Origin of the sequence: Pseudomonas sp. SMSB3, assembly GCF_052041965.1 — a bacterium.
Classification (GTDB): domain Bacteria; phylum Pseudomonadota; class Gammaproteobacteria; order Pseudomonadales; family Pseudomonadaceae; genus Aquipseudomonas.
In genome coordinates, this window is the sequence record NZ_JBKGGV010000012.1 from 1 (window position 1) to 12,711 (window position 12,711).

The 12,711-nt window shown below is 63.0% G+C and carries 14 protein-coding genes; 7 read left to right on the forward strand and 7 right to left on the reverse strand.

Going from position 1 to position 12,711, the window contains the following annotated elements; all coding sequences use genetic code 11:
• Positions 1–143: 143 nt before the first annotated feature.
• Genes hisB through hisF form a run of 5 tightly spaced genes read left to right on the forward strand, consistent with a single transcriptional unit; the run spans position 144 to position 3,183 of the window.
• Positions 144–737 (forward strand): imidazoleglycerol-phosphate dehydratase HisB, encoded by a 594-nt coding sequence (hisB, locus tag ACLEJW_RS18315; RefSeq protein WP_023532883.1) that lies wholly within the window; start codon positions 144–146, stop codon positions 735–737.
• A complete protein-coding gene (hisH, locus tag ACLEJW_RS18320; RefSeq protein WP_145183808.1) occupies positions 738–1,376 on the forward strand; it encodes an imidazole glycerol phosphate synthase subunit HisH in 639 nt (212 codons plus the stop codon). It abuts the gene before it with no gap.
• Positions 1,377–1,637 carry a DUF2164 domain-containing protein gene (locus ACLEJW_RS18325; protein WP_313298548.1) on the forward strand — a complete coding sequence of 87 codons (261 nt, stop codon included), beginning with the start codon at positions 1,377–1,379 and terminating at the stop codon, positions 1,635–1,637.
• 27 nt (positions 1,638–1,664) lie between these two features.
• Complete coding sequence (gene hisA / locus ACLEJW_RS18330; protein WP_145183805.1) at positions 1,665–2,402, forward strand: 1-(5-phosphoribosyl)-5-[(5-phosphoribosylamino)methylideneamino]imidazole-4-carboxamide isomerase; 738 nt, start codon at positions 1,665–1,667, stop codon at positions 2,400–2,402.
• Positions 2,403–2,412: 10 nt separating this feature from the next.
• Positions 2,413–3,183, forward strand: a complete 771-nt coding sequence (hisF, locus tag ACLEJW_RS18335) for an imidazole glycerol phosphate synthase subunit HisF (RefSeq protein ID WP_145183803.1) — start codon at positions 2,413–2,415, stop codon at positions 3,181–3,183.
• Between the two features lie 145 nt (positions 3,184–3,328).
• On the opposite strand, the gene choV is transcribed toward hisF, so the two are convergent.
• The 3 genes from choV to ACLEJW_RS18350 all read right to left on the reverse strand — a co-directional run bounded on the left by choV (position 3,329) and on the right by ACLEJW_RS18350 (position 6,381).
• A complete protein-coding gene (gene choV / locus ACLEJW_RS18340) occupies positions 3,329–4,507 on the reverse strand; it encodes a choline ABC transporter ATP-binding protein (RefSeq protein WP_145183799.1) in 1,179 nt (392 codons plus the stop codon).
• Positions 4,504–5,352 carry a choline ABC transporter permease subunit gene (gene choW / locus ACLEJW_RS18345; protein ID WP_178108297.1) on the reverse strand — a complete coding sequence of 283 codons (849 nt, stop codon included), beginning with the start codon at positions 5,350–5,352 and terminating at the stop codon, positions 4,504–4,506. Before choW ends, choV begins: the two co-directional genes overlap by 4 nt.
• Before the next feature lie 81 nt (positions 5,353–5,433).
• Entirely contained in the window at positions 5,434–6,381 is a 948-nt protein-coding gene (locus ACLEJW_RS18350) for a choline ABC transporter substrate-binding protein (RefSeq protein WP_145183792.1), read from the reverse strand.
• Positions 6,382–6,822: 441 nt separating this feature from the next.
• On the opposite strand from ACLEJW_RS18350, the gene ACLEJW_RS18355 reads away from it, so the two are divergent.
• Both ACLEJW_RS18355 and ACLEJW_RS18360 read left to right on the forward strand, forming a co-directional pair.
• Complete coding sequence (locus tag ACLEJW_RS18355) at positions 6,823–8,199, forward strand: L-serine ammonia-lyase (protein WP_313298538.1); 1,377 nt, start codon at positions 6,823–6,825, stop codon at positions 8,197–8,199.
• Between the two features lie 445 nt (positions 8,200–8,644).
• Positions 8,645–9,751 (forward strand): GlxA family transcriptional regulator, encoded by a 1,107-nt coding sequence (locus ACLEJW_RS18360; RefSeq protein WP_145183786.1) that lies wholly within the window; start codon positions 8,645–8,647, stop codon positions 9,749–9,751.
• Between the two features lie 61 nt (positions 9,752–9,812).
• On the opposite strand, the gene ACLEJW_RS18365 is transcribed toward ACLEJW_RS18360, so the two are convergent.
• The 4 genes from ACLEJW_RS18365 to ACLEJW_RS18380 form a co-directional block, all read right to left on the reverse strand.
• The gene (locus ACLEJW_RS18365) at positions 9,813–10,070 is read right to left on the reverse strand and encodes a hypothetical protein (protein WP_009682891.1); all 258 of its coding nucleotides are present in this window, start codon (positions 10,068–10,070) and stop codon (positions 9,813–9,815) included.
• Positions 10,071–10,351: 281 nt separating this feature from the next.
• Positions 10,352–10,822, reverse strand: a complete 471-nt coding sequence (locus tag ACLEJW_RS18370) for a thioesterase family protein (RefSeq protein ID WP_313298533.1) — start codon at positions 10,820–10,822, stop codon at positions 10,352–10,354.
• A 10-nt stretch (positions 10,823–10,832) separates the two neighbouring features.
• The gene (locus ACLEJW_RS18375; RefSeq protein WP_313455027.1) at positions 10,833–11,798 is read right to left on the reverse strand and encodes an L-carnitine dehydrogenase; all 966 of its coding nucleotides are present in this window, start codon (positions 11,796–11,798) and stop codon (positions 10,833–10,835) included.
• A gap of 19 nt (positions 11,799–11,817) precedes the next feature.
• Positions 11,818–12,702, reverse strand: coding sequence for a 3-keto-5-aminohexanoate cleavage protein (locus tag ACLEJW_RS18380; RefSeq protein ID WP_145183758.1), 885 nt, complete (start codon positions 12,700–12,702; stop codon positions 11,818–11,820).
• Between the last annotated feature and the right edge of the window lie 9 nt (positions 12,703–12,711).

Below are 12,711 nucleotides of genomic sequence, written 5' to 3' on the forward strand. Positions count from 1 at the left end.
CCCCAATTGCTCGGTTGTATAGACCTGTAGGCCTGTGCGCCTGCACAATTCCTTGCCTTGCCATATGTCATCCGCGTTTCAAGCCAGCGCGATCTGGGCCTATAATGGAGCCCTTTTCGCCCCATGATTTTGCGGAGCTGGTGATGGTCGAACGTAAGGCTTCCGTCGAGCGCAATACCCTGGAAACCCAGGTCAAGTGCTCGATCAACCTCGATGGCAGCGGCAAGGCCCGATTCGATATCGGCGTGCCTTTCCTTGAACACATGCTGGACCAGATCGCCCGACACGGCTTGATCGATCTGGATATCGAGTGCAAGGGCGACCTGCATATCGACGATCACCATACCGTCGAAGACGTCGGTATCACCTTGGGCATGGCGTTCGCCCAGGCCATTGGCGACAAGAAGGGCATCTTCCGCTACGGCCACGCCTACGTGCCGTTGGACGAAGCGCTGTCGCGCGTGGTTATCGACTTCTCCGGCCGCCCAGGCCTGCAGATGCATGTGCCGTACACCCGCGCCAGCGTGGGCGGCTTCGATGTCGACCTGTTCCAGGAGTTCTTCCAGGGCTTCGTCAACCACGCCCTGGTGACCCTGCACATCGACAACCTGCGTGGGCACAACACCCATCACCAGATCGAAACCGTGTTCAAGGCCTTCGGCCGCGCCCTGCGCATGGCCGTGACCCTCGACGAGCGCATGGCCGGGCAGATGCCGTCGACCAAAGGGTGCCTGTAAATGCAGACGGTAGCGGTAATCGACTATGGCATGGGCAACCTGCACTCGGTGGCCAAGGCGCTGGAGCACGTCGGTGCCGGCAAGGTGATGGTCACCAGTGACGCTGCGGTGATTCGCGAAGCGGACCGCGTGGTGTTTCCGGGCGTGGGCGCGATTCGCGACTGCATGGCCGAAATCCGCCGCCTGGGCTTCGACAGCCTGGTCCGCGAAGTCAGCCAGGACCGCCCGTTTCTCGGCATCTGCGTCGGCATGCAGGCGCTGCTCGAGCACAGCGAAGAAAACGACGGTGTCGACTGCATCGGTGTGTTCCCAGGCCAGGTGCGTTTCTTCGGCAAGGACCTGCAAGAACACGGCGAGCACCTGAAGGTGCCGCACATGGGTTGGAACGAGGTCAGTCAGACCATCGACCACCCGCTGTGGCACGACATCAGCGACCGCGCACGTTTCTACTTCGTGCACAGCTACTACATCAACGCCGGCAAGCCGGGCCAGGTGGTCGGTCGCGGCCACTACGGCGTCGATTTCGCCGCCGCCCTGGCAGATGGCTCGCGCTTTGCCGTGCAGTTCCACCCGGAGAAGAGCCATACCCATGGCCTGCAGCTGCTGCAGAACTTCGTGGCCTGGGACGGGCGCTGGTAAATGAGCCGCTCGAAGACCAAGGCCCCGAACATTACCCTGGCTCCCGAAGAGGAACGCGAGGCGCTCGACACACTCAAGCGCTTTCTCGAAGACCGCTTCGAACTGCAGCTGGGTTCGTTCGAAGTGGCCGAGGTCCTTGAGCTGTTCAGCAAAGAAATTGCACCCCATTACTACAACAGGGCGATTGCCGATGTTCAGCTGCACCTCAAGGAGCGGTTCGAGAGCATCGAAAGCGATCTGTGGGCACTCGAAAAGCCCTGAACCCCCAAGAACAGACAGGTTCCCAAGATGCTGATTATCCCCGCTATCGATCTGAAGGACGGTGCCTGCGTACGCCTGCGCCAGGGCCGCATGGAAGACTCCACGGTATTCTCCGACGACCCGGTGAGCATGGCCGCCAAGTGGGTCGAAGGGGGCTGCCGCCGCCTGCACCTGGTCGACCTCAACGGCGCCTTCGAAGGCCAGCCGGTCAACGGTGAAGTGGTCACCGCCATCGCCAAGCGCTACCCGCACCTGCCGATCCAGATCGGTGGCGGTATTCGCTCGCTGGAAACCATCGAGCATTACGTCAAGGCGGGTGTCAGCTACGTGATCATCGGCACCAAGGCGGTCAAGCAGCCTGAGTTCGTCGCCGAAGCGTGCAAAGCCTTCCCAGGCAAGGTCATCGTGGGCCTGGACGCGAAAGACGGCTTCGTCGCCACCGACGGCTGGGCCGAGGTCAGCTCGGTGCAGGTCATCGACCTGGCCAAGCGCTTCGAGGCCGATGGCGTTTCCGCGATCGTCTACACCGACATCGCCAAGGACGGCATGATGCAGGGCTGCAACGTGCCCTTCACCAAGGCCCTGGCCGAAGCCACGTCGATCCCGGTAATCGCCTCGGGCGGCATCCACAACCTGGGTGACATCAAAGCCCTGCTGGAGGCCAAGGCCCCAGGGATCATCGGCGCCATCACCGGCCGCGCCATCTACGAAGGCACCCTCGATGTCGCCGAGGCCCAGGCCTTCTGTGACAACTACCAAGGCTGAGGACGCAATCATGGCACTGGCCAAGCGCATCATCCCTTGCCTGGACGTGGATAACGGCCGTGTGGTCAAGGGCGTCAAGTTCGAGAACATCCGTGATGCTGGCGACCCGGTGGAAATTGCCCGTCGCTACAACGAGCAGGGTGCCGATGAAATCACCTTCCTCGACATCACCGCCAGCGTCGACGGTCGCGATACCACCCTGCATACCGTCGAGCGCATGGCTAGCCAGGTGTTCATCCCGCTGACCGTCGGCGGTGGCGTGCGCACCGTGCAGGATATCCGCAACCTGCTCAACGCCGGTGCCGACAAGGTTTCGATCAACACCGCTGCGGTGTTCAACCCGGAGTTCGTCGGCGAAGCGGCAGACCGTTTCGGTTCGCAATGCATCGTCGTTGCCATCGATGCCAAGAAGGTGTCCGGGCCAGGTGAAGCGCCGCGCTGGGAGATCTTCACCCACGGTGGGCGCAAGCCGACCGGGCTGGATGCCGTTGAGTGGGCACGGAAGATGGAAGGCCTGGGTGCCGGTGAGATCCTGCTGACCAGCATGGATCAGGACGGCATGAAAAATGGCTTCGACCTGGGCGTTACCCGCGCCATCAGTGACGCGTTGGGCATTCCGGTGATTGCTTCGGGTGGGGTGGGCAACCTGCAACACCTGGCAGATGGCATTCTGGAAGGGCACGCCAGCGCGGTGCTGGCGGCCAGTATCTTCCACTTTGGTGAATACACCGTGCCAGAGGCCAAGGCTTACATGGCGTCGCGCGGAATCGTCGTTCGCTGAAACCTTGCTGGGAGGGTGTTGCCCTCCGTTCGCGCCCCCAGGGCGCTCCTGCAGAGACTGCGCAAGCCTCGCTCACGTATCGAACACTGGCCTTGCCGGAACGCCAGAGCGGGCGCGAAAGGGCCGCAACGCGGCCCCATTTGCATCACCCGTGATTCTTGCCGAGCAAGGCGTGGTAAAGCTCGGTATCACCGAGAATCCCCACGACCTTGTCGTTGTCCTGCAGCACCAGCTTGTTACCGGTGTGGTAACGAATCTGCAGCGCCTCACGCATGCCGATGTCGGCATGCACCAGCGTCGGCCTGCGGCCCAGGCCTTCGACGGCCTGCCCAGGCGCCCAGTTCTGCATGTCCAGCCCGTTCTGCCCTTGGCGCGCGCGCTTGATCGAATTGCCTTCGCCCAGGTCCAGCCACGAATCGCCACCGGGGTCCAGGCACACCGAGCCATTGACCCGCTTGCAGTTGTCCAGGCTGCGCATCAGGCTGCGCCCGCACAGCACGTTGAGCGGGTTGGTGTGGGCGACGAAGGTGCGCACGTATTCGTCGGCCGGGTTCAGCACGATCTCTTCCGGCTTGCTGTACTGGATGATCCGCCCGTCCTTCATGATCGCGATGCGGCTCCCGAGCTTCAGCGCCTCGTCCAGGTCATGGCTGACGAACACGATGGTCTTGCTCAGCTTGGCCTGCAGGTCCAACAGCTCATCCTGTAGCCCCTGGCGAATCAGCGGGTCGAGCGCCGAGAACGGTTCGTCCATCAACAGAATGTCGGCGTCCATCGCCAGCGCCCGGGCCAGGCCCACGCGCTGCTGCATGCCGCCGGAGAGCTCGTCGGGCTTCTTGTTGCGCCATTGGGTCAGGCCGACCAGTTCGAGTTTCTCATCGACCAGCTTGCGCCGCTCCTTCTCCGGGCGGCCCTGCATTTCCAGGCCGAAGCTGATGTTCTCGCGCACCGTCAGCCAAGGCATCAGGGCGAATTTCTGGAACACCATGGCAATGCGCTTGGTGCGCATCATCTTCAACTCCGCCGGGGTGCAGTGGGCGATGTCGATGTGCTTGCCTTCGTGCTCGACGAACAGCTTGCCGCGGCTCACGGTGTTGAGGCCGTTGATGCAGCGCAGCAGGCTCGACTTGCCCGAGCCTGAGAGGCCCATCAGGACGCAGATCTCGCCCTTGTTGATGTCCAGGTTGGCTTTTTCCACCCCGACCACCAGGCCGGTCTTCTGCAGGATCTGCTCGCGGGTCTGGCCCTGGTCGAGCAGCGACAGCGCCTCGCGCGGCTTGTTGGAGAAGATGACGTCGACGTCTTCGAATCGAATGATACTCATGCCTCACCCCTTGCCGGCAGTTCCGGCTGCTTGCAGATACGGTCGAGCATGATCGCCAGCAGCACGATCGCCAGGCCCGCTTCGAAGCCCAGGGAGATATCGGCGGTGTTCAGTGCGTTGACCACAGGTTTGCCCAGCCCATCGGCGCCCACCAGGGCGGCGATCACCACCATCGACAGCGACAGCATGATGCACTGGGTAACGCCGGCCGCGATGCTCGGCATCGCATGCGGCAGTTCGATTCGGGTGAGCAGTTGGCGGCGTGAGCAGCCGAAGGCCTTGCCGGCGTCCATCAGCTCTTGCGGGACGTCGCAGATGCCCAGGTAGGTGAGGCGAATGGGCGCGGCGATGGCGAACACCACCGTCGAGATCAGCCCCGGCACCACGCCCAGGCCGAACAGGGTCAGGGTCGGGATCAGGTAGACGAACGTCGGCACGGTCTGCATCAGGTCGAGCACCGGGCGCATGGCGGTGTAGAACATCGGCTTGTGCGCCGCGACGATACCCAGCGGCACACCGATGGCCACGCACACCACGGTGGCGAAGGTGACCTGGGCGAGGGTTTCCATGGTTTCCTGCCAGTAACCCAGGTTGAGGATCAACAGGAATGACACGGCGACGAATGCGGTCAGTGCCCACTTGCGCTGAATGAAGTGCGCGAGCGCGGCGAAGATGGCAATGAGCACGAAGGGGTTGAAGAAGGTCAGGGCGCTGGTGACCCCATGGATCATGAATTCCAGGCCTTGAGCGATGGCATCGAAATAGTTCGCGCCGTTCTGGGTCAGCCATTCGACGAACGACGCGATGTACTGCCCCAAGGGTATTTTCTGATCGATAAGCATGATAGCGAGCTTCCACCTGCAAAGATTGAAATCAGTCCGGGGCGGGCACGGTCCCGCCCCGAGGTAGCGCTACGGCGTATTGCGTTATTGAGCGAGCTTGGCCTTGGCCGCCTCAAGGCCTGGTTTGCCATCCACGGTGGTAACGCCGGCCAGCCAGGTATCGAGCTTGCCGGGGTTGTCCTTGAGCCACTTCCTGGCGGCTGCGTCAGGCTTCATCTTGTCGTCCAGGACGTAGCCCATCATGGTGCTCTCGTCCTTGAGCTCGAACGACAGGTTCTTCAGCAGTTGGCCGACGTTGCTGCATTGCTGCACGTAGCCTTTGCGGGTGTTGGTGTACACAGTGGCCTTGCCGAAGTCGGGGCCGAAGAAGTCGTCCCCGCCGGTCAGGTACTGCATCTTGAAACGGGTGTTCATCGGATGCGGTTCCCAACCCAGGAACACCATCGCCTCACCGCGTTTCTGCGCGCGGTCGACCTGCGACAGCATGCCGGCCTCGCTCGATTGCACGATCTTGAAACCGGCATCCTTGAGGCCGAAGGCGTTCTTGTCGATCATGCTCTGGATGGTGCGGTTGCCATCGTTGCCCGGCTCGATGCCGTAGATCTTGCCGCCCAGCTCATCCTTGAACTTGGGGATGTCGCTGAAATCCTTGAGGCCCTTGTCGTACAGCGCCTGGGGCACGGCGAGGGTGTACTTGGCGTTTTCCAGGTTGGCGCGCACGGTTTCCACCGTACCGGCATCGCGGTACTGCTTGATGTCGTTTTCCATGGTCGGCATCCAGTTGCCGAGAAACACGTCCAGGTCCTTGCCGGCTGCCAGTGACTTGTAGGTCACCGGCACCGAGATCATGGTGGTGTGGGTCTTGTAGCCCAGTGCCTCGAGCACAACGCTGGTGGTCGCCGTGGTGACGGTGATGTCGGTCCAGCCGACGTCGGAGAAGCGTACCGTCTGGCACTGCTCGGGTTCGGCGGCCTGGGCCAGCAGCGGTGCGCTCAGCATCGCGACCAGCAACAGCGAGGGTGAACCTTTCATGGGTGGACTCCTGTGATTTTGTCTTCGGGTTCGCGTGGGTCGCCGGGTTTTCTCAGGGTCCGGTCGACCAGGCCTGCAGAGGGCAGGTTGCGTGGCCGTGCTTTACGAGTCGCTTTCGATAATCCTCCAGCGCCGGGCAATCGCCTACTGGTGGGGTCGTAACCAGTACGCAACGGGTCGCTTCCAGTACGGGCGATGTCGTTTATGGATTTTTCCATCCCTCCCACCGCATTTTTACGTCACAAGCGCGTTTGAAAGCGGCGCATCGATGGCCGAAAACCAGCGGCGCTGCTGGACAAAAGTACGTCGGTTGCAGACGGCGAGGGGGTAGGCAAAAGCCCGATGATGCGTGCATTCCTGGCGGCTCGCAGCTTCAGCCTAGCAGTTGCCCCGCCCTGCGCCTGGCGCGCAGAGACAAGCCCAGCAAGAGGTGATTCGACAATGGCCATCAGCGTGTTCGACCTGTTCAAGATCGGTGTCGGGCCTTCCAGCTCACATACCGTCGGCCCCATGCGTGCCGGCGCCCTGTTCGTCCAGGGGCTGCGTGAGCGCGGTGAGCTGGAACAGGTGCAAAGGATCGAGGTGCGCCTGTACGGCTCGCTGTCGGCCACCGGCGTCGGTCACGGCACTGACAACGCCACCATCATGGGCCTGATGGGCGAATGGCCCGACGCCATCGACCCTACCCAGATCGTGCCGCGCATTGCCGATCTGCGCGAAACCCATGTCCTCAAGCTGGATAACCGCCTGCCCATCGAGTTCGTCTGGGCCCGCGACATGCTGCTGCTGGAGGAAAACCTGCCGTATCACCCCAACGCCATGACCCTGATCGCCGAAGGCGCTCAGGGCGAGCTGCATCGCGATACCTACTACTCGGTCGGCGGCGGTTTCGTGGTCGATGCCGCGCAGGCGGCCAGCGGTGTGCTGGACGCCGATCAGACGGTGCTGCCTTACGATTTCAACAGCGCCGCCGAACTGCTGCGGCTGTGCAAGCAAAACGACCTCAGCGTGTCGCAATTGATGATGGCCAACGAGAAAGTCTGGCGCAGCGAAGCGGAGATTCGCGCCGGCCTGCACAAGCTGTGGGACGCGATGCAGGAATGCGTCAACAACGGCCTCAAGTACGAAGGCACGCTGCCCGGTGGGCTCAATGTGCGGCGCCGCGCCGCCAAGCTGCACCGCAGCCTGCAAGAGATCGGCAAGCCCAACGTGATCGGCTCGACCATGAGCGCCATGGAGTGGGTCAACCTGTTCGCCCTGGCGGTCAACGAAGAAAACGCCGCCGGGGGGCGCATGGTCACCGCGCCGACCAATGGCGCCGCCGGGATCATTCCTGCGGTGCTGCACTATTACATGCGCTTCAGCGACGCAGTGGATGAGTCGAGCGTGGTCGATTTCTTCCTCGCGGCAGCGGCGGTGGGCATCCTGTGCAAGAAGAACGCATCGATCTCAGGCGCCGAGGTCGGTTGCCAGGGCGAGGTCGGCTCGGCCTGCGCCATGGCGGCTGCCGGCTTGGCCGAGGTGCTCGGGGCAACCCCGCCGCAGGTGGAAAACGCCGCCGAAATTGCCCTTGAGCACAACCTGGGCCTGACCTGCGATCCGGTCGGTGGCCTGGTGCAGGTGCCGTGCATCGAGCGCAACGCCATCGCTGCGGTCAAGGCGATCAACGCGGTGCAGATGTCGCTGCGCGGCGACGGCGAGCATTTCATTTCACTCGACCAGGTGATCCGCACCATGCGTGACACCGGCGCCGACATGCACGACAAATACAAAGAAACCTCGCGCGGCGGGCTGGCGGTCAGCGCCATCGAGTGCTGACGGGCTGATCGATCACAAGGGCTTCTGCACGGGCAGCTTGCATCGCCCGGGTAGAAGCCCTTGAGTTTTATCGGTGCGCCAAGCCCCGTTTCAGTGCACGGCGCAGGCGACCGATCGTCGGCTGTCGCAATCGATGTGGGCATTGTCGGTGACACTCAAGAGTGTCGTTTCTGGGCAACTTACCCAACGCGTGTCACTTAATTGCTCAGCAGTTACAGCAACGGCGCTAGGACGCGCGTTTCAGCAGGATATTCACAACGCTCGAAGTACCTGATTTGGCAGATGAAGACGTCGTTTTCAGGTTTTTTCGATCAGCCGTTCAATTTCAGGCACGGCGTTTGCGTTGGGATTGGAAACCAGCCCCTACACATGAGACGGGGGCAATAACAAGAAATCAGTGCCCGCCTGAGGCACACACCCTGCATTTGTGTGAGGAGAAATCGCGATGACGTCGTACACCTCCGGGAATTCAACCCAGAACCGCACAGCACCCCAGTCCATCGGGTTTCTTCTTCTGGATAATTTCACCCTGATCTCCCTGGCATCGGCGGTCGAACCGCTGCGCATGGCCAACCAGTTGTCCGGCCGCGAGCTGTACCGCTGGCACACGCTGACCGTCGACGGTGGCCAGGTATGGGCCAGTGACGGCCTGCAGATCACCCCCGATGCAGCCATGCACAGTGCGCCACCGATTGACACAGTGATCGTCTGCGGTGGCGTGGGCATTCAGCGTACCGTTACCCGCGAGCATGTCACCTGGCTGCAGGCCCAGGCTCGCCAGTCACGCCGCCTTGGCGCGGTGTGTACCGGCAGCTGGGCGTTGGCCTGTGCCGGTCTGCTCGATGGCTTCGATTGCAGCGTGCACTGGGAATGCCTGGCCGCCATGCAGGAGGCGTTCCCGCGGGTCAACATGAGCACCCGCCTGTTCACCCTTGACCGTAATCGCTTCACCAGCTCGGGCGGAACCGCGCCGCTGGACATGATGCTGCACCTGATCAGCCGCGATCACGGCCGCGAGCTGTCGGCAGCCATCTCGGAAATGTTCGTCTACGAGCGTATCCGTAACGAGCAGGATCATCAGCGCGTGCCGCTCAAGCACATGCTCGGCACCAACCAGCCGAAGCTGCAGGAAATCGTCGCGCTGATGGAAGCCAACCTCGAAGAGCCGATCGACCTCGACGAACTGGCCGTCTACGTGTCGGTATCGCGCCGCCAGCTCGAGCGGCTGTTCCAGAAATACCTGCACTGCTCGCCGTCGCGCTACTACCTGAAGCTGCGCCTGATCCGCGCGCGCCAGCTGCTCAAGCAGACGCCGATGTCGATCATCGAAGTCGCCTCGGTGTGCGGCTTCGTGTCCACGCCGCACTTCTCCAAGTGTTACCGCGAATACTTCGGCATCCCGCCGCGCGATGAGCGCGTCGGCTCCAACACCACGCAGCAGGTGGCCATGATGCCGATCCCGCAGGCCATGACCCTGTCGCCGCACAGTGGGCCGATGGCCGCCTTGAGCCAGGCGCGCAACGAGTCGACGTTTGCCAGCGTGAGGCTTTGAAACGACGCTGGCCCCGTTGTGCGTCGATTGGCGCACAACGGGGCCAGCGCAGAAGTGGCGGTCAGGCGCGCTTGTTGAACTGCGCCAGCGCCGGCAGCAGCTGCTTGTCGATCGCCTGGCGCACCGCCGGCAGAATGGTCGCGCTGCCGGTGTACATCTGCTCGACCATGCCTTTGAGCGCGCGTGCATTAGGCTCGGTCAAGCCGCGTACCACCGCCTCGCAGGCCTGTTCGGCAGTGGCCCCGGCGGGAATGTCGAATCCGCGCGCGCGCAGGTGGCCTGCCAGGTCGTCCTGGTCAATCAAATCCGCATGCATCATGGCTGTTGTCCCTTTTATCGCGAAGAGAGAGCTGCTGTTGTTTACGACCGATTCTGTGACGCCTGCGACATGCCCGCAACAGCAAGATGCCGGCATGGCTGCTTTGGCTAAGAACAGGTCGTTTCCGGCTAAATCGACCGCGCTGGAAGTCCGCACACTCAAGCCATCTACGGTAATGCAGGGTTTGGTCACCCGCGTTCATGCACAGTGGATACAGTGAATGTTGCTCGCTCTTGGCCCCGGATGCTCACGGCTTTCCGGGGTTATTTTTTTTTGCCTGATCAGCGGGGGAGCTGGATGATCCGGCCAACGAACTGGGCAGCGGGCAGGTCGTGCTGACTGCCCAGCAAGTCCTGCAGCAGGGCCGTACTGCGCTCACTGAACGGCGCCGATCGGGGGCCTGCCAGATCCACATGCAGCAGCATCTGCTCGCTGGCCGCCAAGGCCTCGTCGAAACCTGCGCGGTGCAGACTGTGGTAGACGTGCAGGCGCTTGTGGTCGACGCCAATGATCTGTGTCTGCACCCACACCTCTGTCCCCTGTTTCACCTCATGCAGATAGTTGATGTGCGCCTCCAGGGTGAACAGCGAGTGGCCACTGTGCCCACGGCTGCCTTCGTCCAGGCCGATGTGCTCCATCAGCGCGTCGGTGGCGTAGCTGAAAATCAGCAGGTAGAAGGCGTCGCGCAGGTGGCCGTTGTAGTCGACCCAGTCCTCCTGGACTGGGGTGCGGTAGGTGATCAGTGCGGGCATCGTCTTCTCCTCAGTCGGCGAAAGCCATGCCGTGCTTGGCCTTGCTGGTCTTCACCGCTTCCAGCACCGCCAGCAGCGTGTCATCACGATAGCGCTCGAGCGCGGCGATGCTGTGCTCGCCCAGTTGCTGCGACGTGCCTTCGACCACGTCGTCGATCAGCGTGTCGGTCAGCTCCGGAGCTGGCAGGTAGGTCCAGGGCAGCTTCAGGGCAGGGCCGAACTGCGCCATGAAGTGGCGCATGCCGGCATCGCCACCGGCGAGGGTATAGGTGAGGAAGGTGCCCATGAACGACCAGCGCAAGCCGGCGCCGAAGCGAATCGCGTCGTCGATCTCGCCGGTGCTGGCGACGCCATCGTTGACCAGGTGCAGCGCTTCGCGCCACAGCGCTTCGAGCAGGCGGTCGGCGATGAAGCCGGGGACTTCCTTGCGCACGTGCAGCGGGCGCATGCCCAGCGCGGTGTAGACGGTCTTGGCCGCTTCGATGGCCGCTGGCGCCGTGCGCCTGCCACCGACGATCTCGACCAGCGGCAGCAGGTACACCGGGTTGAACGGGTGACCGACCACGCAGCGCTCGGGATGGGTGGACGATTCGTAGAACTCGCTGGGCAGCAGGCCCGAGGTACTGGAGCCGATGATCGCATCGGGCTTGGCGGCGGCGCTGATCTTGGCGTGCAGGTCGAGCTTGAGCTCGAGGCGCTCGGGTGCGCTTTCCTGAATGAAGTCGGCGTCGCGTACACATTCCTCGATGGTGGACACAAATTGCAGTTGGTCTTGCGATGCACCTGGGGCCAGGCCTTGTTTCTCCAGTGCCGGCCAGGCATTGGCGATGCGTTTGCGCAGGGCCTGCTCGGCGCCGGGGGCCGGGTCCCAGGCGACTACGTCCAGGCCGTGGGCCAGGGCGCGGGCAACCCAGCCGCTGCCGATCACGCCGCTACCCAGGGCAGCGAAGGTCTTGATTTCGGTGATGAAGGGCATATCGATCTCCAGGGTGCAATCAGCGGCGCTTGAGGTTCATTTTTTCCCGGCCTTCAGCCGGACTGAGCACGCGGCCACCCAGGCGGGTGATGATTTCGGCGGCGCGTTCCACCAGCTGACCGTTGCTGGCCAGCACGCCACGGTCCAGATACAGGTTGTCCTCCAGGCCCACGCGCACGTTGCCGCCGAGCAGCACGGCCTGGGCGGCCATCGGCATCTGCATGCGGCCAATGCCGAAGCCGGCCCAGGTGACGTTGGCAGGCAGGTTGTCGACCATGGCCTTCATGGTGGTGGTGTCGGCCGGTGCGCCCCACGGAATGCCCAGGCACAGCTGGAACAGCGGATCTTCGAGCAGGCCTTCTTTCATCATCTGTTTGGCGAACCATAGGTGGCCGGTGTCGAAGATTTCCAGCTCGGCTTTCACGCCCAGTTCGCTGATGCGCTTGGCCCCGGCGCGCAGTTGCGCGGGGGTGGAGACGTAGATGGCGTTGCCGTCGCCAAAGTTGAGGGTGCCGCAGTCCAGGGTGCAGATTTCCGGCAGCAGCGCTTCGACGTGGGCCAGGCGTTCCAGCGGGCCGATCAGGTCGGTACCGGGGCCGAATTCCATGGGCGTTTCACCTGGGCCGATCTCCAGGTCGCCGCCCATGCCGGCGGTGAGGTTGACGATGATGTCGACGTCGGCTTCGCGGATGCGCTCCATGACTTCGCGGTACAACGCCACGTCACGGCTGAAACGCCCGGTCTGCGGATCGCGGACGTGGCAGTGGACCACGGTAGCGCCGGCCTTGGCCGCTTCTACGGCGGCTTCGGCGATCTGTTTCGGGGTGACCGGGACCAGGTGGCTCTTGGCGACTGTGTCGCCGGCGCCGGTGAGGGCGCAGGTGATGATGACGTCGTGGTTCATGGCGGTTCC